The sequence below is a fragment of the Streptomyces sp. SAI-170 genome (assembly GCF_049739565.1).
Classification (GTDB): domain Bacteria; phylum Actinomycetota; class Actinomycetes; order Streptomycetales; family Streptomycetaceae; genus Streptomyces.
In genome coordinates, this window is sequence record NZ_JBMGQD010000001.1 from 7,391,475 (window position 1) to 7,410,656 (window position 19,182).

The following is a 19,182-nucleotide window of genomic DNA, read 5'->3' on the forward strand; positions in this document are numbered from 1 at the left end:
CTAGCCGATCGCCGACCGCTCGCGCCACAGGGTGGCGAGTGTCGCGTCACCGGTGATGTGCGGAACCGGCAGCCGGTTCCACAGGGCGAGGTACAACTCCCGTGCCGGACCGGAGAGTTCGGCGTCCGCCGGGCCGTGCTCGTCGAGCGTGGTCACCGGAGGCGCCGCCGCCGACAGCCGTACGCTCCACACCGCGTCCGGGTCCGACGCCCGCACCCGCAGCAGGCGCGGCTCGTCCGTGCGCACCCGGCTCCTGTCGCGGGCGTGGAAGCCGCGCAGCAGCTCGTCGATGCCGTCGGCCGCGAACTCCTCCTCCACCGGGGCCGGTTGTCCGCCGAGCGCGCTCTGTGCGTCGAACCGGTGCACGGTCGTCTCATGGGCCTGGCGGCGGGTCCAGAACGCCAGGGGCGAGGGGTTCGGCGCCGGGTGGAAGGTCCAGCACTCCACATCGGCCGGCGCCTCGGCCAGGGTGTCCATGAGCCGACGGTGGCTGTCGCGGTACCAGGCGACCAGCTCGGCGCCGTCCAGACCGGGCTCCTCGCCCATGGGGCGGGGCTCGGTGATGCCTTCCCGCACGAACGCGGCGGCCCACACATGCACGGCCCCTGTGTGCCGCAGCAGGTCACGCACCTGCCAGTCCGGGCACGTGGGCACCTTGGCGTCCACCCCGGCCTCCGCCGCGGCGTCCGCGAGCATCCGGCCTTCGGCGTCCAGGGTTGCGAGGTGTCGGGCGATCTCCATGGCAGGAGTCTGCCTGATGGAGTGCGCTCCAGCGCAAGCCGTTTGCGCCGCCGGTGAGGGCGGTCCCGTCAGCGCGCCCGAGACGGACGGTGCCTCGGCGTCGCACCTGCCCCTGCGCGCGACTTCCGCCTTGCCGTCAAGTGACGTACGGGGCCCCAGAGTTCACTGAGCATTGGGGTGAGGTAGGGGTATGCGGAGGCCGTCCCGGCGAATCATCTTGGCATGAACCTGCGGCCCGATCGGCGGGCCGCAGCCTCATGGAGGTGTGGGATGCACCGCAGACTCGCCACCGGTCTGGCCGGCTCGGCTCTCGCCCTGGCCACCGTCGTCGGCACCGCGACCGCCGCCGACGCCGTACCGGCCGACAAGCCGCAGGTCCTCTCCAGCTGGACCCAGACCAGCGCGTCCAGCTACAGCCTCTGGGCGTCCGCCCGGGCGAACCAGTCCGCCTGGTCCGCCTACGCGTTCGACTGGTCCACCGACTACTGCTCCTCCTCGCCGGACAACCCGTTCGGCTTCCCCTTCAGCATGTCCTGCGCCCGCCACGACTTCGGCTACCGCAACTACAAGGCGGCCGGGACGTTCAGCGCCAACAAGGACCGACTGGACAGCGCCTTCTACGAGGACCTCAAGCGCGTCTGCAACAACTACAGCGGCGCCACCAAGACCGCCTGCAACAGCACCGCCTGGACGTACTACCAGGCGGTGCGGGCGTTCGGCTGACACTCCGCCCGGGCGCGGCGGCCCGCACCGCCGCCGCGCCTTCAGCAGGGGCCATGGGTGAAGCGCCCCGCCAGCAGCGTGGCGTGCACGGGCAGCTCCCGCAGTGTGCGCGCGTCCGCCTCCAGCGGGTCCACGTCCACCACCACCAGATCCGCCGGGTCCCCGGCCCGCACCGCCACGCGCCCGCCCGTCGACGCCGCGAGGGCCGCCCGCACCGGGAGGCACTGCTCCGGATGCCAGGCCGGGCGCTCGTCCCCGGTGCGGCCGACCGCCGCCGCGATCGCCGACCACGGGTCCAGCGGCGCCACCGGCGCGTCCGAGCCGAACTCCAGCCGGGCGCCGGCCGCCACAAGGTCGGCGTAGGCGAAGGCCCGGCCGGTGCGCCCGGCCCAGTGCCGTTCGGCCACGTCACGGTCGTCCGGCGCGTGCGCGGGCTGCACCCCGGCCGTCACCCCGAGCGCCGCGAACCGCGGCACGTCCTCGGCCGTCAGCAACTGCGCGTGCTCGATCCGGCCCCGGCAGCCGACCTCCGCGAACGCGTCCCGTGCCAGGGTGTTGGCCCGGTCCCCGATCGCGTGCACGGCCGGCTCGATGCCGTGCGCCCAGGCGTGCCGCATCAGCCGCACCAGCTCCTCGTACGACGTCTCCTGCACGCCGTACGCCTCCGCGGTGCCCTCCAGGCCGGGATAGGGGTCGCGGCACAGGGCGGTACGGGTGTTGAGGGAGCCGTCGGTGAACAGCTTCAGCGGGCCCACCCGCAACAGGCCTCCCGTGCCCGGCAGTTCGTCGCCGGTGCGCAGGCCGCGCTCGATCGCCGCCTCGAGGTGGGCCGGGTACACCGCCGCGTCCACGCGCACCGTGAGAGGGCCCGCCGCTGCGCGCCGGGACCAGTCGGTGAGGTTGTCGGCGAAGTGGAAGTCGATCAGGCCCGTGACCCCGCGCGCCGCGGCGGCCCGGCACGCCTCGGCCACCCAGCGGTCCACCACCTCCGCGGGCACCTCCGGCAGCGCGGCCACCGCCGCGAAGCACTCGCCCTCGCGCAGCAGCCCCGTCGCATGCCCGGCCCGCCCGACCAGCGCCAGCCCGGCCGAGTTCAGCCATGCCGCGTGCAGATCGGCGCTCACCAGCGCGACCGGCCGCCCCGGACTCACCTCGTCCAGCAGCGACTTGTGCGGCGCGTCCGGCCACAGCCCGTCCCGGAACCCGTACCCGACGAGCACCTCCCCGGCAGGCAGCGCGGCCGCGTACCGTCGTACGGCGTCGGCGGCCGCGCGCGCCGACTCCGCGCCGGCGAGATCCAGCCGGTGCCGTACGCTCGCCCACTGCGCGGCGTGTACGTGCGCGTCCCGCAGGCCCGGCAGCAGGGTGCGTCCTTCGAGGTCGAGGGCCGGACCCGCGGGGGTCTCCGTCATGACCGCGGCCACCCGCCCGCCCTCGATCCGCACCGAGCCCAGCGGACCACCCGGCCCCAGCCGTACCCGCGTCAGAGTCAACCCCTCAAGGGGTTCGTCGGGCCGGGGCGGCAGGGCTGTACCGAGGCTCGTCATCCAGGCTCCAGGTCGGGGTGGTCAGCCGAGGGCGCGGTCGAGGTTGAAGGCGGCGCTGATCAGGGCGAGGTGGGTGAACGCCTGGGGGAAGTTGCCCTGTTGCTCACCGGTGCTGCTGATCTCCTCGGCGAAGAGGCCGAGATGGTTGGCGTACGTCAGCATCTTCTCGAAGGCGAGGCGGGCCTCGTCCAGCCGTCCCGCCCGCACGAGCGCCTCGACGTACCAGAAGGAGCAGATGGAGAAGGTGCCTTCGTCGCCGCGCAGTCCGTCGGGGCTGGCCTGCGGGTCGTAGCGGTAGACCAGCGAGTCGGACACCAGGTCCTGGGTGAGGGCGTCCAGCGTGGACAGCCACTTGGGGTCGGTGGGCGCGATGAACTTGGCCAGCGGCATCATCAGCACGGCCGCGTCCAGGACTTCACCGTCCTCGTGCTGGATGAAGGCCTGCCGGGACGCGGACCAGCCGCGGCTCATGATGCGCCGGTAGATGGTGTCGCGGGCCTCCCGCCAGCGGTTGAGGTCGGCGGGCAGCCCGCGCCGGTGGGCCATCCGGATGGCCCGTTCGATGGCCACCCAGCACATCAGGCGCGAGTAGAGGAAGTTCTTGCGCCCGCCCCGCGTCTCCCAGACGCCCTCGTCCGGCTGGTCCCAGTGCGCGCACACCCAGTCGACGAGGGCGCACACGTCGTCCCACTGGTCGCTGGAGACGGGCTTGGCCCACTTGTCGTAGAGGTAGACGGAGTCGATCAGCGCGCCGTAGATGTCGAGCTGGAGCTGGTCGGCGGCGGCGTTGCCGACCCGGACGGGCGCGGAGCCGTGATGGCCTTCCAGGTGGGGCAGTTCACGCTCCGTCAGGTCGGTGCGGCCGTCGATGCCGTACATGATCTGCAGCGGTCCGGAGGCGCGGCCGTCGCCGGGGGTGATGTGCCGGGTCACGAACTCCATGAACGCCTCGGCCTCGCCGGTGAACCCCAGCCGCAGCAGGGCGTACACGCAGAACGCGGCGTCGCGCACCCAGACGTACCGGTAGTCCCAGTTGCGTTCGCCGCCGAGCTGTTCGGGCAGGCTGGTGGTGGCCGCGGCGACGATCGCGCCGGTGGGGGCGTAGGTGAGCAGCTTCAGGGTGAGGGCGGAGCGGTGCACCATCTCGCGCCAGCGGCCCCGGTAGCGGGACTGGGCGAGCCAGCGCCGCCAGTACGCGACCGTCGCGGTGAACTGCCGTTCCGCCTCGGTGCGGGCGCAGCCGCGCGGTTGGACGTCGCCGCCGACCTGGTCGAGGGCGAACACCGCCGACTCGCCCTCGGCGAGCTTGAAGTCGGTCCGCGCGTCCGGGCCCCGGACCTCCAGCGGGACGGTCGCGGTCAGCGCGAGGGAGAGCTTCTCGGACTCGAACACCGCCATGTCGCCGACCGTGCGCAGGGTGTGGGGCAGCGCGCCGTAGTCGAAGCGGGGCGCCACCCGCACCCGGAACGGCAGCGAACCGCGTACGCACACCACCCGCCGGATCAGCCGGTGCCGGTCCGCCTCGACCGACTCACCGCCGACCGGCATGAAGTCCTGCACCTCGCCGACGCCGTCCTCGGTGAAGAAGCGGGTGATCAGCACATTGGTGTCGGGGAAGTAGAACTGCTTGGTACGGGCCGGCCCGATCGCCGCGAGCTCGAAGCAGCCGCCCCGGTCGGCGTCCAGGATCGAGGCGAAGACGCTGGGCGCGTCGAAGGCCGGGCAGCAGTACCAGTCGATCGTGCCGTTCGTGCCCACCAGGGCCACACTGCGCAGGTCGCCGATCAGGCCGTGGTCGGAGATCGGCAGATACCGGCCCTCGCCGACCGCCTCGAACCTCGGTGTCCCGGCCATCGCAGCCTCCCTCACGGGCTCGCACAGCGCGGCTACCAGCTTAGACACGAACCCCGTGGGTCACACGGCGCGGACGGTGATCCCGGCCTCCTCGAAGCGGCGGACCGTCTCCTCCTCCACCGCCGAGTCGGTGACCAGCGTGTTCACGGCCTCGGCCGCGCAGATGCGGGCGAAGGCGCGGCGGCCCAGCTTGCTGGAGTCGGCGGCGACGACCACGCGCTCGGCGCGCTCGCACAGCAGCCGGTTGATGGCGGCCTCGGCCTCGTCGTGCGCGGCGGCCCCGTGCGTCACGTCGAAGGCGACGACTCCGAGGACGGCGACATCGAGGGTGATCTGGCCGAGCACCCCGTCCGCGAGCGGCCCGATGAGCTCGTACGACTGCGCCCGGGCCACCCCGCCCGTCACCACGATCTTGAACTGGGGCCGCACCGCCAGCTCGTTGGCGATGTTCAGCGCGTTGGTCACGACGGTCAGCGCCGGCGAGCCCGAGGTGAGGTCGGCCCGCACCGCCAGCGCGCGCGCCACCTCCGTCGTGGTCGTCCCGCCGGTCAGGCCGACCGCCTCGCCGGGCGCGATCAGATCCGCGACCGCCCGCGCGATGCGCTGCTTCTCCGAGGCGCGGCGGGCCGTCTTGTAGCGCAACGGCAGCTCGTACGACACCCCGTGCACGACCGCGCCGCCGCGCGTGCGCACGAGCATCTGCTGCTCGGCGAGCTGGTCGAAGTCGCGCCGGATCGTCGCGGCCGACACCTCCAGCTCGGCCGCCGCCTCCTCGACGTCCAGCCGGCCGCGCTCCACGAGCAGCTCCAGCAGCGTCTTCCAGCGGGCGTCGCGCGACATCCGCACCTCCAGCCAATCCCAAGGTCACCGGCGTTCCGGGCGACCCTAGCGCACCCGCCGCCAGCAGGAATGCCCGCGAAATGCTTGAAGATGCTTGAAAGCTCGCGCTATCTTGCATGAACAATCACCGCTCGGGAGGGGTACGGCATGACCCATGTCGAGGACGAGCTCAGCAGCCAGCCGGAGTGCTGGACGCGGGCCGCGCAGCAGGCACCGGAGCACCGCGCGGCGCTGCCCGCGGCGGGGGAGCGCGTCGCGATCGTCGGCTGCGGCACCTCGTACTTCATGGCGCAGGCGGCCGCGGCCCTGCGCGAGGGCGCGGGTCAGGGCGAGACGGACGCCTTCGCCGCCTCGGAGTTCCCGCGCGGCCGGTCCTACGACCGCGTCGTCGCCCTCACCCGGTCCGGCACCACCACCGAAGTCCTGGAACTGCTCGCCGAGTTGCGGGGACGCGTGCGCACGACCGCGATCACCGCCGACCCGCACACCCCGGTCATGGACGCCGCCGACGACCTGGTCGTCCTCGACCACGCCGACGAACGCTCCGTCGTCCAGACCCGGTTCGCCACCACCGCGCTGACGTTGCTCCGCGCCCATGTGGGCCTGCACCGCGACTCCGCCGTGACCGACGCCCGCACCGCACTCACCGAGCCGCTGCCCCAAGGCCTCGTCGAACGCACCCAGTTCACCTTCCTCGGCCGGGGCTGGACCGTGGGCCTGGCCAACGAGGCCGCGCTCAAGATGCGCGAGGCGTCCCTGTCCTGGGCGGAGGCCTACCCGGCGATGGAGTACCGCCACGGGCCGATCAGCGTCACCGGGCCCACCACGGCGACCTGGATGTTCGGCCAGGCGCCCGAGGGGCTCGCCGACCAGGTACGGGCGACCGGCGGCCGCTGGCTGGCCGGCGGCCTCGACCCGCTCGCCGAACTCGTCCGCGCCCAGCGCCTCGCCGTCGCGATCGCCACCGCACGCGGCCTGGACCCGGACAACCCGCGCCATCTGACGCGGTCGGTGATCCTCACGCCGTGAGCCGGTGCTCGGTGATGCTCGCGCCGGGGGGCAGGGGGTCAGGGGGTCAGGGGGTCAGGGGGTCCGGGGGTCCGGAGGCCCGGGGGCGCAGGGGTCCGTGGTCCGTGGTCCGTGGGTCGTGCGCCGTGGGCCCTGAGTCTGTGAGTCCTGAGCCCCGAGTGCCGACTCCCGATCCCTGAGCCCCGAGTCCCGAGTCCTGAGCCCCGAGCCCCGGGTCCTGAGCCCTGAGTCCCAAGCCTTCAAGCCCCCGAGCCCCGACCCCGAACCCGTGAGCCCTGAGCCCCCGAGCCCTGACTCCCGAGCCCGGGCCCCGAGCCCCTGAGCGCCGAGCCCTGAGCCCTGAGCCCCGAGTCCGAGAGCCCTGAGCCCCCGGGCCCTGAGCCCCCGGGCCCTGAGCCCCCGGGCCCTGAGTCCCGGGTCCCGAGTCCTGAGCCCCGAGTCCCGAGTCCTGAGCCCCGGGTCCCGAGCCCTGAGCCCGCGAGCCCTGAGCTGCGGCCCCCGAGTTCTGAACCCCCGAGCCCCCGAGCCCCCGAGCCCGAGCCCCAAGCCCCCCAGCCCCGGGCCGAGCCCGTGAGCCCTGACTCCCGAGCCCCGGGCCCTGAGCCCTGCCCCCCGATCCCCCCGACAGCCCTCGCCCCAGGGAGAGCCCGCGTGTCCCTCTGCACCACCGGTGAGCTCGTCGCCCGCGCCGCCGCGGACCGTCGTGCCGTCGCCGCCTTCAACGTCGTCACCCTGGAGCATATCGAGGCCGTCATCGCCGGTGCCGAGAGCGTCGGCGCGCCCGTCGTGCTCCAGGTCAGTGAGAACGCCGTCAAGTTCCGCTACGGGCGCCTGCTGCCGCTGGCCCGCGCTGCCGTCGCCGCGGCCGAACGGGCCGATGTGCCCGTGGCTCTGCACCTGGACCATGTGCAGAGCGACGCACTGCTGCGCCAGGCGCCCGAGGCGGGGTTCAGCTCGGTGATGTACGACGCCTCACGGCTGCCGTACGCCGAGAACCTCGCCGCCACCCGAGCCGCCGCCGACTGGGCCCACGCCCAAGGCCTCTGGATCGAGGCCGAGTTGGGCGAGGTCGGCGGCAAGGCAGGGCGTCCCGCGCTGGACGCGCACGCGCCGGGTGCCCGGACCGACCCCACTGAGGCCCGGGCGTTCGTCGCGGACTCCGGCGTGGACGCCCTCGCCGTCGCCGTCGGCAGTGTGCACGCCATGACCACGCGCACCGCCACCCTCGACCACGACCTGCTCAAACGCCTGTCGACCGCGCTGGACGTGCCGCTCGTGCTGCACGGCTCCTCGGGCGTCCCCGACGACGAGCTGACCGCCGCGGTCACCGGCGGCATCACCAAGGTCAACATCGGCACCGCCCTCAACGTGGCCATGACCGGCGCCATCCGGGAGTTCCTCGCCGCCCACCCCGAAGCCGTCGACTCCCGCACCTACCTCAGCGTGGGCCGCGACGCGATGGCACAGGCGGTCGCGGGCCTCGTACGACTGCTCGGCGCTACCGTCTGACCGCCTTCAGCACCACGAACTTCGGGTCGCTGGCGACGAGTTGGCTGTTGCCGAACACCTTCCGCAGCTTCACGTGGTACCCCAGGTGCCGGTTGCCGATCACCCACAGCTCGCCGCCCGGCCGCAGCACCCGCCGAGCCCCGCTGAACATCCGCCACGCCGTCGAGTCGGTCGTCGCCTGGTGGGAGTGGAAGGGAGGGTTGTTCAGCACGAGGTCGACACTGCCCTCCGCCACTCCCGCCAGCCCGTCCCCGACCCGGAACTCGGCATGCCCCGGCACGCCGTTCGCCCGGTACGTCGCCTCCGCGGAGGCCACCGCCTGGAACGACTCGTCGGTGAACAGCACCTCCGCCTCGGGGTTGGCCAGCGCCACCGCCGTACCGACCACGCCGTTGCCGCAGCCGAGGTCCACCACCCGGCGGGCGCCGCGCGTGGCGGGCAGGTGGCCGAGGAAGAACCGGGTGCCGATGTCGAGGCGGTCGGCGCAGAAGACGCCCGCGTGGTTGACGACCGTACGGCCCGAGACGGGGCCGACGCCCGCGGGCAGGTCGTAGCGGTACGGCCACGGGTTGGCGGGCCGCTCCAGCGCGGCGTCCGGCGTGCAGAAGATCAGCCGTGCCTTCTTCTCGGCGAGCGAGGTCCGGGTCGGGCCGACGATCCGCTCGAACAGCTGGAGCGTGGAGGTGTGGATCTCCTTGACCATGCCGGTACCGACGACGACCGTGCCCTCGTGCAGCGCGGGCGCCAGCCGCTGGAGCTGGTCCTCCAGCAGGGCGAGGCTCTTGGGCACCCGCACCAGCAGCACGTCGATCCTCGGCGGCGGCGTGTCCTGCGTGGTGAGCAGCTGCACCGCGCCCGGCTCCACACCGGCCCGCGCCAGGTTGGCCCGGCTCGCCTCCTGGCCCAGATAGGAGTCGGTGATCTGCACCGGCCGGTGCGCCGCCAGTGCCGTCACCAGCGCGCCCCACCGGTCGCCGAGCACCACGACCGTTCCGGACAGGTCGACGCCCGCGTCGGCGAGATGCCGCAGCAGGTATTCGTCGGAGGCGTCCCAGGCGCGCAGCCTGTCGCGCGGGTCCTCGGGGAAGCGGGCCAGCTGAAGCTCGCCCCAGGGAGTCGTCATACGGTCGTTCATCGTGCGTCCAGGCTAGCCGAGCCGCAGCTCAGCACGGGTGGGGGAGGATGGGCGCATGGACGCCGAGCTGTTCCCCCGCGTGCGTACGGAGCCGGCGCCGGGCGCGGTCCATGTGCCGGACTGGCTCGACGAGGCCCGCCAGCGCGAGCTGCTGGCCGCCTGCCGCGCGTGGGCGCGCCCACCCGCCGGCCTGCGCACGGTCCGCACCCCCGGCGGCGGCACCATGACCGCCCGCCAGGTCTGTCTGGGCTGGCACTGGTACCCGTACGCCTACGCCCGCACCGTCGTCGACGGCGACGGCACCCCGGTCAAGCCCTTCCCGGCCTGGCTCGGCGAACTGGGCCGGCGGGCGGCGAGCGAGGCCTTGGGGGAGCAGGCGCCGCCGTACGACATCGCGCTGATCAACTTCTACGAGGGTGACGCCCGCATGGGCATGCACCGCGACGCCGACGAGCGCTCCGACGCGCCGGTGGTGTCGCTGAGCCTCGGCGACACCTGCGTCTTCCGCTTCGGCAACACCGAGACCCGTAACCGGCCGTGGACGGACGTCGAGCTGCGCAGCGGGGACCTGTTCGTGTTCGGCGGGCCGTCGCGGTACGCGTACCACGGCGTGCCGAGGGTGCTGCCCGGCACCGCGCCCGCCCGGCTGGGCCTGACCGGACGGCTGAACGTCACCCTGCGGGTCAGCGGCTTCCCGGTGGCCGGCCCCTGATGGGGATCATGGGAGACTCGCCCTCATGAGCGGCAAGGCGGACCCCCGGCCGGCGGGGGAAGGGACCACCTCGAGGACGCGGTTGGACCGGGGGCGCGGTGCGCTCGGGCCCGCGTTGGAGCTCGTGCACACCGGACGGGCGCCCACCCGCGCCGTGCTGACCGCGGAACTCGGCGTCACCCGCGCCACGGCCGGCGCGGTCGCGGCCGAGCTGGAGGCGCTCGGCCTGATCCGGGTCGACGCCCGGCCGGGAGCCGCCGCCGGTTCGCAGGGCCGGCCCTCGCACCGCCTGGAGGTCGCCGAGGACGGCCCCGTGGCACTGGCCGCGCAGGTGCACTCCGACGGGTTCCGGGCGGCGCTGGTCGGCCTCGGCGGGCGGATCGTGGCGACCGCGCCGGGCTGCGAGGTCGTCGACGCCGACCCGGCGAAGGTGCTCGGCTCGGTCGTGGAGGCGGGCGCCCGGCTGCTGCGGGAGACCGGGCGGCGCTGTGTCGGCGCCGGGCTCGCCGTGCCGTCCGCGATGGCCGAGCCGGAGGGCCTCGCCCTCAACCCCCTGCACCTGGCCTGGCCGGCGGGGGCTCCGGTGCGGGAGATCTTCGCCGACTGTGTGCGCGAGGCGGGCATCGAGGAGCCTGCCTTCGCCGCCAACGACGTCAACCTCGCCGCCCTCGCCGAGCACCGGCACGGAGCCGGACGCGGCGCCCGTGACCTGCTGTGCGTGGCCACCGGACACCGCGGCGTCGGCGGCGCCCTGGTGCTCGACGGCCGGCTGCACACCGGCAGCGGCGGCCTCGCCCTGGAGGTCGGCCACCTCACCGTCAACCCCGAGGGCCGCCCCTGCCACTGCGGCAGCCGCGGCTGCCTCGACGTCGAGGCCGACCCGCTGGCCCTGCTCACCACCGCCGGACGCACCCCCGGCCCCGAGGTGTCCCTGCTCCAGCAGGCCAACGACCTGCTCCGCCGGGAGTACGCCGACCCGGTCGTGCGCACCGCCGCCGAGGCCCTCATCGACCGCCTCGGCCTCGGCCTCGCCGGGCTGGTCAACATCCTCAACCCGGACCGCATCATCCTCGGCGGCCTGCACCGCACGCTGCTGGAGGCCGACCCGGACCGGCTGCGGGCCGTCGTCGCCGACCGCAGCCTGTGGGGCCGCAGCGGTGGCGTCCCCATCCTGGCCTGCTCCCTGGACCACAACAGCCTGGTCGGCGCGGCCGAACTGGCCTGGCAGCCGGTCCTGGACGACCCGCTGGGGGCACTGGCCGCCTGAGGACGCCGCACGACCACTGCTGTGCTGTACGAGTTACAGCGTGGCCCCTCCGTCGATCACCAGATCGGTGCCCACCATCGCGCCCGCCGCGTCGGACGCCAGGTACAGCACCGCCTGGGCAACCTCCTCCGTGGCCGCGACCCGGCCCAGCGGCGACTCGTCCTTCATCCGGACGACACGCTCGGCTTCGCTCTCCCCGGGCCTCAGCGACATGGTCGTGGCGGTGGCGCCGGGGCTGACGGTGTTGATGCGCACGCCGTCGGCGATGTACTCCAGGGCCGCGCCGCGGGTCAGCGAGGTCACGGCCGCCTTGCTCGCGGCGTACGCGGTGGCGCCGGGCCGCTGCATGTGCGCGCCGAGCTGGGAGGAGACGTTGACGATCGCGCCGCCGCGCGGCTGGCTGCGCATCTGCGCCACCTCGGCCCGCAGAGCGAGGAAGACGCCGGTGACGTTGATGTCGAACAGCTCCCGCCAGTCCTCCTCCGGCATGTCGGCGACCGGCCCGCCCCGGAAGACGCCGGCGTTGTTCACGGCCACGTCCAGCGACCCGAACTCCTCGGCCACGCCCCGCACGAGCGCCTCCACCTCGGTGGCCCGCGACACATCGGCGACCCGGGCGACGGCCGTGCCGCCGGCCTTCTCCGCGAGCGCGACGGTCTCCTCCAGCGGTCCGATGCGGCGCCCGGCCGCCACGACCCGGGCCCCCTCGGCGGCGAACGCGAGGGCGATGGCCCGCCCGATGCCGGAGCCGGCGCCGGTGACGAGGACGGTACGTCCGGAGAAGCGGTTGTCGGACATGAGATCAACTTCCTTTCGGTGAACGGAAATCCGAGGGCGCGAACGCGGCGCAGGCGAACAGGACGGCCGCCGCGGCGAGGCTGGACCGGTCGCCGCCGACGGCGAGCAGGAGGGCGAAGACGACGGTCGGGCCCGTCTCCATCGCGGCGTTGTGCACGCTGCCGGCGAGCCCGGTGCGCTCGGCGGGCACCCGGTCGGTGGCCAGGACGGCCGCCCCGGCGAAGGACGCGGCCGCCCCGGCCGGCAGCAGCAGGAACCCGGGCAGCACCCCGACGGCGTACGGCACGCCGGTGTCGAGCCCGAGCAGGGCGAGCAGCCCGAGCCCCGCGGCGGCCACGGCCAGTCCGCCGCCGGTGACGACGGCCGGGCCCAGACGCCCGACGAGCGGTCCCGCGAGGCGCCCGGCGGCGAGCAGCGCGAGGGCGAACGGCAGGAAGGCGGCGGACGTCCGCAGCGCCGACCAGTCGCGCACGTCCTGGAGGTGGAGGGAGAACAGCACGAACACCGTGCTGGTCCCGGCCGCCGTGAGCGCGGTGGCGGCGAGCCCCCGCACCCGCCGGCCGTCGCGCAGGAACCCGGGCGGCAGCAGCGGGTCCCGCACCCGCCGCTCGACCAGCGCGAACCCGGCGAGCAGCACGACCCCGACGGCCAGCGGGACCAGCACCCGGACGGACGTCCAGGGCCAGGCGTCGGTCAGCACGAGCCCGTAACTGACCGCCACGACCCCGCCGGTGCCCAGCACCGCCCCGCCGACGTCGAGTCGACCGCGGCTCGCCGTACGTGTGGGGCCGGCTGGCAGTGCCCCGGTGGCGTCGAGACCTCCACAGCCCGCCGCCCGCGCGGGGCCGGGCGGCCGTGCCCCGCCGATGTCGAGTCCACCGCGGCTCGCCGTCCGTATGGGGTCGGCCGGCAGCGCCCCGGTGGCGTCGAGTCCACCACGGCTCGCCGTCCGTGCGCGGCCAGCCGGCCGCGCCCCGCCGACGTCGAGTTCACCACGGCCCGCCGCACGCGCGGCGCCGGTCGGCAGCACGCGGGGGGCGAGCAGCAGCGCAGCCATGGCGGCGACCGGTGGCAGGGCCAGGGCCCAGCGCCAGGACAGCAGTGCCGACGTCACCCCGGACAGCAGGTTCCCGGCCGTCGCGCCCAGTACGGACAGACCGCCCCAGGTCGCCATCGCCCGCCGGTACGCGGCGCCTTCGGTGAACAGCGTCCGCAGCACGGCCATCGCGGCCGGCGCGGTCAGGGCCGCCCCGGCGCCCTGCGCGAACCGTGCCGCGAGCAGGGCACCGTAGGTCGGGGCGAGCGGCGCGGCGGCCGACGCGACCGCGAAGAGCCCCAGCCCGGTCAGCAGCGCGCGCCGCCCTCCCCAGCGGTCCGAGAGCCGGCCGCCGAACAGCAGCAGCCCCGCGAAGGTCAGCCCGTAGGCGGCGCTCAGCAGCACCAACCCCTCGCGGTGCAGGGTGAATCGGGCCCCGATCTCGGGCAGCGGCACGGCGATCGCGGCCAGCGTGAAGATCAGCGTGACCTGGACCGAGCCGAGCAGCGCGAACGCGCCGCGTGTGACGGACCGGGTCTGCGGGACGCAGGCGATCGCGGTCATGAGTCCCCCCTTTCTTGACCGATCGGTTCAGTATTTGGGCGTGCGAAACCCCGCCATGGCTATGGACGGGGCCGGCTCAGTCCAGCAGTCGCAGCGCCTGTTCCGCCGCGTCCCGCACCCGGGCCGGGTCCGTGGAGGCCTTGCCGACCACTCGCAGCCCCTGCATCAGCACCAGCAGCATGCGGGCCAGGGCCGCCGGATCGCGGTCCCGGGGGAGTTCGCCCTGCTCCTGGGCGCGTACCAGTGCCGAGTGCAGCAGTGTCTCCACGTGCTCCCAGCTCAGCTCGACGCGGCGGGCCATCGCGCTGTCGTGCGGGGCGAGTTCGGCGGCGGTGTTGGTCATGAAGCAGCCGGTCTCGCGGCGGGAGTCGTCGGCGGCCTCCGCCGCGAACCGGCGCACCACCGAGCACACGGCCGGCAGTGCGGGCCCCGGCTGTGACAACTCGCGCAGCAGACGCGGGTGGGACTGCTCGCCGTACCGGTCGAGCGCCTTGAGGTACAGGTCGCGCTTGTTGCCGAACGTGGCGTACAGGCTGGCCCGGCCGATGCCGAGGTGCTCGACGAGGTCGGCCATCGAGGTGGCCTCGTAGCCGCGCCGCCAGAACAGCTCCAGCGCGGACTGCAGAACGGCATCGGGGTCGAACTCCTTGGTGCGGGCCATGAGTTGAACTCTAAGCAATTCAAGAACGATCGGTCAACTAAGACCGAGGGAACCGGACTTGCCGATTCCCTTTGTGGGTGTGACATGTGCAGGTCTAAGCTCAGCCGATCTTCAGCCAGGATGACTTGAAAGGACCCCCTGTGCCTCACTCCGCGTCGGCCGGCCCGGCCTCGGGCGGGCGAAGACCCCGCCGCAAGCAACGAGCCGTGACCGCAGCGCTGTTGGCCGCCCTCGTGTGCGCCCCGCTGCCCCTGCTCACCGTCCCCGCGGTCGCCGAGGACACCGACCCGGCCACCGAGGCCGCCGCAGCGCCGGAGGCACCCCCGGCCGCGCGGACCGAACTCGTCTCCGAGCGCACCGAGTCCACCACCACCTGGGCCAACGCCGACGGCACCACCACCGTCGAGGCGTACACCGGCCCGATCCGCGTCAAGCAGCCCGACGGCACCTGGAAGCCCGTCGACACCACCCTCGTCGCCGAGGACGGCGTGGTGCGGCCGAGGACCGCGGCCGCGGACATCGCCTTCTCCGGCGGCGGTTCGGGCGAACCGCTGGCCGAGGTCTCCCGCGGCGGCCGCACGCTGGGCCTGGACTGGCCCGGGAAGCTGCCCGAGCCGCGCCTCGACGGCCCGACCGCCGTCTACCCGGGCGCCGTCGAGGGCGGCGACCTCGTGGTGACCGCCCTCAAGGAGGGCTTCTCCCACTCCGTCGTCCTCAACGAGCGCCCCGACGGCCCGGTCAGCTACCGGCTGCCCGTCTCCGCCGACGGCCTCACCCTGCACGAGACCGCCGACGAACGCCTGCGCTGGAGCGACAGCAGCGGCCGTACGGTGGCCACCGCGCCGCTGCCGGTGATGTGGGGCGCGGGGGAGAGGACCGCCTCCGGTGAGCCCGAGGACCTCGCGGCCATCGACGTCACCGTCGAGCGGGACACGGCCACCGGCGACCAGGTGCTGGTCCTGGAGCCCGACGACGAGTTCCTCTCCGACCCCGGCCTCGAGTACCCGGTCACCATCGACCCGACCGACTCCCTGCTCGGCCCGGTGACCGACACCTGGGTGCAGTACGACGACTACCTCACCTCGCAGCGCGGCTCGACCGAGCTGAAGGCCGGTACCTACAACGGCTCCGAGAAGGCCCGCTCGTACCTGAAGTTCGACGTGGCGAAGTACACCGGCAAGCACGTCCTGGACACCGACCTGCGGCTGTACTCGTACTACTCGTCCACCTGCAACACCGACAACGCCGGCAACCAGGTCCGCCGTATCACGTCCTCCTGGGACCCGTCGGCCATCACCTGGGACGCACAGCCGACGACCACCTCGACCGGCGCCGTGACCTCCACCGCCGCCAAGGGCTACAACTCCACCTGCCCGGCCGGACATGTCTCCTGGGACATCGACGGCATCGTGCAGGCCTGGGCGGACGGCCAGCCCAACCACGGTGTGCGGATCGCGGCCGTGGACGAGACCGACCCGCTGACCTGGCGCCGCTACCACTCGGCGAACCAGACGGACGGCTCGCACAACGCCGCCTACGAACCCTCCCTCACGGTCACCTACAACTCCAAGCCCGGTACCGCGACGGCCGTCTCCCCGCTGTCCGGCACCTACACCGCCGACACCACGCCCACGCTGTCCGCCAAGGCCACGGACGCCGACGGCCAGCAGCTCACGCTGAGCTTCGAGGTGTGGGCGGCGAACGGCACCGCGGCCCTGCAGACCGGCACCTCCGCCTCCGTCGCCTCCGGCGCGGTCGCCACCCACACGGCAGCCACGCTGACGCCCGGCGACTACAAGTGGCGGGCCCGAGCGTCGGACGGCACCGACACCGGGGCCTGGTCGGCGTTCCAGACGTTCACCGTCGACACGACGGCCCCGTCCACCCCGGCCCTCACCTCCACCAGCCACCCGTCCACGACGGCCTGGTACGGCGCCACCACGTTCACCGGCACGCTCGCCGCGACCGACGCCTCCGGCGTGACCGGCTACGCGGTCAAGCTCGACCAGAGCCCGACCACCGCCGCCGGGACCACCGTCACCCAGACGACCCCCGACGTGACCTGGTCCGGGCGCACCGACGGCACCTGGTGGGTGCACGCGGCCGCCCAGGACAAGGCCGGCCTGTGGTCGCCGACCCGGCATCTGTCCTTCAACGTCGACACCACCGCCCCCGGCACGCCCGGCGGCCTGGCCTCCTCCACACACCCCGTGACGTCCAGCGCGTACGCCAACCGCACCGCGTCCTTCAGCTGGTCGGCACCCACCGACCTGTCCGGCGCGGCCGGGTACGCGGTCACCGTCGACCGCGTCGCCGACACCCTGCCGGCCACCACCGGCACCGTGCAGACGGCTACGGGCCTCACCACCACCGTCGACGCGGACGGCACCTGGTACCTGCACGTACGGGCCAAGGACCGGGCCGGCAACTGGTCGGCCGGCGCGGCGCATCTGCCGTTCCGGGTCGACATGACGCTGCCGCCGAGCCCGGTGATCAGCTCCACCACCCACCCGGACCAGACCGGCGCGTACAAGAGCGGTTCCTTCAGCGCCACCTGGACCGCGCCCACCGGGGCCTCCGCCGGCTACAGCGTCGTCGTCGACGCCCTCGCCGACACCGTCCCGGACACCACCGCCGAGACCACCACGACCTCGTACAGCACGACCCGTACCGAGGGCACCTGGTACCTGCATGTGCGCGGCATCGACGGCAACGGCACGGGCGGGGCGGCCTCGCACTACCGCTTCACCGTCGACACCACCGCACCAGGCGCCCCGGCCGTGAACTCCGCGGCCTACCCGGCGGACGCCTGGGCCGGCGGCGCGAACGTGACCGGCACCTTCACCCTGACGCCCGCGGGCACCGACACCCGCAGCCTGACGTACACGCTGGACGGCGGTGCCGCGCAGATCGTCACCACCACCGGCGGACCCGTGGACCTGCCGGTCACCCCGGCGACCGAGGGCAGCCACCGGCTCACCGTCACGGCCACCGACCGGGCCGGCAACGTCTCGGCCGCGACCCAGCGCGCCTTCCACGTGGGCCGGGCCGTCGTGACCGCCCCCGCCAACGGCGAGGTGCTCGTCGGCACGGTCGACCTCGCGGTCGCCGCCCCGGCCTCGCTGACGGACGTCACCTTCCTGCAGCGGGCCTCGTCCGCCGACCCCTGGCAGGTCATCCCGGTCGCGCAGGTCACCCGGGTCGACGGCACCGCCGTGACCTGGCCGGTGGCGCTCACCGGCGGCAGCGCGCCCAAGCTGCTGTGGGACACCTCGTCCCTGTCCGGCAGCGGCGGCCTGCAGATCGGCGCACGTTTCGGCGGCGCCTACGCCCCGCCCGCGGCCGAGCCGGTCTCCGTGGTCGTCGACCGTGTTGAGGTCATCGACGGCGGCGGCGCGGGCGACGTGCCGGAGGCCGAGCCCGCCCAGGCCTACGCCCTGCAGCAGGCCGAGGCCCGCGCCGCCGAGGCGCCCGACGCCTACGCCCCTCCTTACGTCGACCCGGTCTCGGGCGACCTGGTCGCGCCGGTCGTCGAGCAGACGTCCGCCGACGAGGCGGCCGCCCCGATCCAGGTGACACAGGTCCCCGCGGACGAGGGCACCGGTCTGCCCGCCGAGGACACCGAGGAGGGCACCAAGCCGGACACCATCACCGACGAGTCGGAGGTGGCGGTGCCGCCCGCCGACGGCTCCGCGGAGACCACCGGCGAGGAGTCCTACCCGATGCCGGAGGACGCCCCGGAGACGGCCCCCGCGCCCACCGGCACGACCGTCACCGAGCAGATCACCCCGCACACCGAGGTCGTGGAGAACAGCGTCACCGCACTGCAGTCCGTGCGCGACGAGGTCCTTCTGCTGCCGGAGACGGAGCTGCCCGGCGCCGGGGATCTGCATGTCGCCTATGTCGACGCCGTGGAGAACCGGGTCGTCGTGGAGACCGAGACGGCCGCACCGGCCCTCGTCACGGCCCTCGGCGAGCGCTACGGCACCGACGCGGTGGCCGTGGAGGTGGCGCCCGGCACCGCCGCCGTGGAACAGCAGGCCAACCGCCAGTACGACACCTCGCCCTACTACGGCGGTGCGCGCATCAAGTCGTACGTCTCCAACACGTCGGCCAAGTGGTGCACCGCCGGCTTCTCCTGGCGGTACGACGGCAAGTGGTACATGGTCACCGCCGGCCACTGCACCTCCGGCAACGGCACCATCCTCGACCCGGCCGAGAAGGACTACATCGGCCCCGTCGTCCGCGACAACTGGAAGAACGGCTCGGGCTCGGTGAAGCTGTCCGGCCAGAGCTACTACTCCGGTGACCTCTCCCTGTACCGGGTCCTTCCGGGCAGCACGGCGTCGGCCCGTATCTACAAGGGCGGCAAGACGTCCAGCACGTCGCGGGAGGTCCACGACTACTGGCGGCGCTGGGCGCAGAGCGGTGACCAGTTCTGCACGGGCGGCATGATGACCGGCGAGAAGTGCGGCTGGAAGGTGAAGTCCACCCAGGCGACCATCAAGTACGACGACGACGGCTCCGTCGCCAGGAACATGGTCGTCGCCAAGAAGACCTCCGGCACCTGCACCATCAAGGGTGACTCCGGCGGTCCGACGTACACCGTCGACGGCAGCGGCCGCGCCTACGCCAAGGGCATCATCTCCGGCGGCGGAGGCGGCGGCGGGGACAACAGCGGCGGCCTCTTCGACCCGTGCTGGCTGTACTTCACGGACATCGGGCTGGCCAACAGCGCGTTCCCCGGCACGGTGGCGAGGTACTGA

14 protein-coding genes are annotated in these 19,182 nt (G+C 73.8%); 6 read left to right on the forward strand and 8 right to left on the reverse strand.

The features are described 5' to 3' along the window. Complete coding sequence (locus RKD23_RS33330; RefSeq protein WP_424857074.1) at positions 1-741, reverse strand: maleylpyruvate isomerase family mycothiol-dependent enzyme; 741 nt, start codon at positions 739-741, stop codon at positions 1-3. A gap of 270 nt (positions 742-1,011) precedes the next feature. Here RKD23_RS33330 and RKD23_RS33335 point away from each other — a divergent pair, with 270 nt between their 5' ends. After that, positions 1,012-1,464, forward strand: coding sequence for a phospholipase (locus tag RKD23_RS33335; protein WP_424857075.1), 453 nt, complete (start codon positions 1,012-1,014; stop codon positions 1,462-1,464). Between the two features lie 41 nt (positions 1,465-1,505). On the opposite strand, the gene RKD23_RS33340 is transcribed toward RKD23_RS33335, so the two are convergent. The 3 genes from RKD23_RS33340 to RKD23_RS33350 are packed head-to-tail and all read right to left on the reverse strand — an operon-like array spanning position 1,506 to position 5,705. Continuing rightward, entirely contained in the window at positions 1,506-3,011 is a 1,506-nt protein-coding gene (locus tag RKD23_RS33340) for an amidohydrolase (protein WP_424857076.1), read from the reverse strand. Positions 3,012-3,032: 21 nt separating this feature from the next. Further along, positions 3,033-4,865 (reverse strand): glycoside hydrolase family 15 protein, encoded by a 1,833-nt coding sequence (locus RKD23_RS33345; protein WP_424857077.1) that lies wholly within the window; start codon positions 4,863-4,865, stop codon positions 3,033-3,035. A gap of 60 nt (positions 4,866-4,925) precedes the next feature. Continuing rightward, positions 4,926-5,705: a DeoR/GlpR family DNA-binding transcription regulator gene (locus RKD23_RS33350; RefSeq protein WP_424857078.1), complete on the reverse strand. Its 780-nt coding sequence runs from the start codon at positions 5,703-5,705 to the stop codon at positions 4,926-4,928. 147 nt (positions 5,706-5,852) lie between these two features. On the opposite strand from RKD23_RS33350, the gene RKD23_RS33355 reads away from it, so the two are divergent. Next, complete coding sequence (locus RKD23_RS33355; RefSeq protein ID WP_424857079.1) at positions 5,853-6,734, forward strand: SIS domain-containing protein; 882 nt, start codon at positions 5,853-5,855, stop codon at positions 6,732-6,734. A gap of 651 nt (positions 6,735-7,385) precedes the next feature. Beyond that, on the forward strand, positions 7,386-8,243 hold the full coding sequence (locus RKD23_RS33360) for a class II fructose-bisphosphate aldolase (protein WP_424857080.1): 858 nt from the start codon (positions 7,386-7,388) through the stop codon (positions 8,241-8,243). Here RKD23_RS33360 and RKD23_RS33365 read toward each other — a convergent pair. Beyond that, positions 8,233-9,366, reverse strand: a complete 1,134-nt coding sequence (locus RKD23_RS33365) for a methyltransferase (protein ID WP_424857081.1) — start codon at positions 9,364-9,366, stop codon at positions 8,233-8,235. The genes RKD23_RS33360 and RKD23_RS33365 overlap by 11 nt on opposite strands. Positions 9,367-9,433: 67 nt before the next feature. On the opposite strand from RKD23_RS33365, the gene RKD23_RS33370 reads away from it, so the two are divergent. Together RKD23_RS33370 and RKD23_RS33375 are read left to right on the forward strand one after the other, a co-directional pair. After that, the gene (locus RKD23_RS33370) at positions 9,434-10,090 is read left to right on the forward strand and encodes an alpha-ketoglutarate-dependent dioxygenase AlkB family protein (RefSeq protein ID WP_424857082.1); all 657 of its coding nucleotides are present in this window, start codon (positions 9,434-9,436) and stop codon (positions 10,088-10,090) included. Positions 10,091-10,115: 25 nt separating this feature from the next. Next, positions 10,116-11,357, forward strand: a complete 1,242-nt coding sequence (locus tag RKD23_RS33375; RefSeq protein ID WP_424857083.1) for an ROK family protein — start codon at positions 10,116-10,118, stop codon at positions 11,355-11,357. Between the two features lie 33 nt (positions 11,358-11,390). On the opposite strand, the gene RKD23_RS33380 is transcribed toward RKD23_RS33375, so the two are convergent. The 3 genes from RKD23_RS33380 to RKD23_RS33390 form a co-directional block, all read right to left on the reverse strand. Then, positions 11,391-12,155 (reverse strand): SDR family NAD(P)-dependent oxidoreductase, encoded by a 765-nt coding sequence (locus RKD23_RS33380; protein WP_424857084.1) that lies wholly within the window; start codon positions 12,153-12,155, stop codon positions 11,391-11,393. A gap of 4 nt (positions 12,156-12,159) precedes the next feature. Beyond that, positions 12,160-13,755: an MFS transporter gene (locus tag RKD23_RS33385; RefSeq protein ID WP_424857085.1), complete on the reverse strand. Its 1,596-nt coding sequence runs from the start codon at positions 13,753-13,755 to the stop codon at positions 12,160-12,162. 76 nt (positions 13,756-13,831) lie between these two features. Beyond that, positions 13,832-14,416, reverse strand: coding sequence for a TetR/AcrR family transcriptional regulator (locus RKD23_RS33390; protein WP_424857086.1), 585 nt, complete (start codon positions 14,414-14,416; stop codon positions 13,832-13,834). Positions 14,417-14,622: 206 nt separating this feature from the next. On the opposite strand from RKD23_RS33390, the gene RKD23_RS33395 reads away from it, so the two are divergent. Continuing rightward, positions 14,623-19,182, forward strand: coding sequence for a DNRLRE domain-containing protein (locus RKD23_RS33395; RefSeq protein WP_424857087.1), 4,560 nt, complete (start codon positions 14,623-14,625; stop codon positions 19,180-19,182).

Coding starts and splice junctions, on each gene's coding strand:
- RKD23_RS33330 (WP_424857074.1), bottom strand. CDS start 741: ATGGAGATCGCCCGACACCTCGCAACCCTGGACGCCGAAGGCCGGATG.
- RKD23_RS33335 (WP_424857075.1), top strand. CDS start 1,012: ATGCACCGCAGACTCGCCACCGGTCTGGCCGGCTCGGCTCTCGCCCTG.
- RKD23_RS33340 (WP_424857076.1), bottom strand. CDS start 3,011: ATGACGAGCCTCGGTACAGCCCTGCCGCCCCGGCCCGACGAACCCCTT.
- RKD23_RS33345 (WP_424857077.1), bottom strand. CDS start 4,865: ATGGCCGGGACACCGAGGTTCGAGGCGGTCGGCGAGGGCCGGTATCTG.
- RKD23_RS33350 (WP_424857078.1), bottom strand. CDS start 5,705: ATGTCGCGCGACGCCCGCTGGAAGACGCTGCTGGAGCTGCTCGTGGAG.
- RKD23_RS33355 (WP_424857079.1), top strand. CDS start 5,853: ATGACCCATGTCGAGGACGAGCTCAGCAGCCAGCCGGAGTGCTGGACG.
- RKD23_RS33365 (WP_424857081.1), bottom strand. CDS start 9,366: ATGACGACTCCCTGGGGCGAGCTTCAGCTGGCCCGCTTCCCCGAGGAC.
- RKD23_RS33370 (WP_424857082.1), top strand. CDS start 9,434: ATGGACGCCGAGCTGTTCCCCCGCGTGCGTACGGAGCCGGCGCCGGGC.
- RKD23_RS33375 (WP_424857083.1), top strand. CDS start 10,116: ATGAGCGGCAAGGCGGACCCCCGGCCGGCGGGGGAAGGGACCACCTCG.
- RKD23_RS33380 (WP_424857084.1), bottom strand. CDS start 12,155: ATGTCCGACAACCGCTTCTCCGGACGTACCGTCCTCGTCACCGGCGCC.
- RKD23_RS33385 (WP_424857085.1), bottom strand. CDS start 13,755: ATGACCGCGATCGCCTGCGTCCCGCAGACCCGGTCCGTCACACGCGGC.
- RKD23_RS33390 (WP_424857086.1), bottom strand. CDS start 14,416: ATGGCCCGCACCAAGGAGTTCGACCCCGATGCCGTTCTGCAGTCCGCG.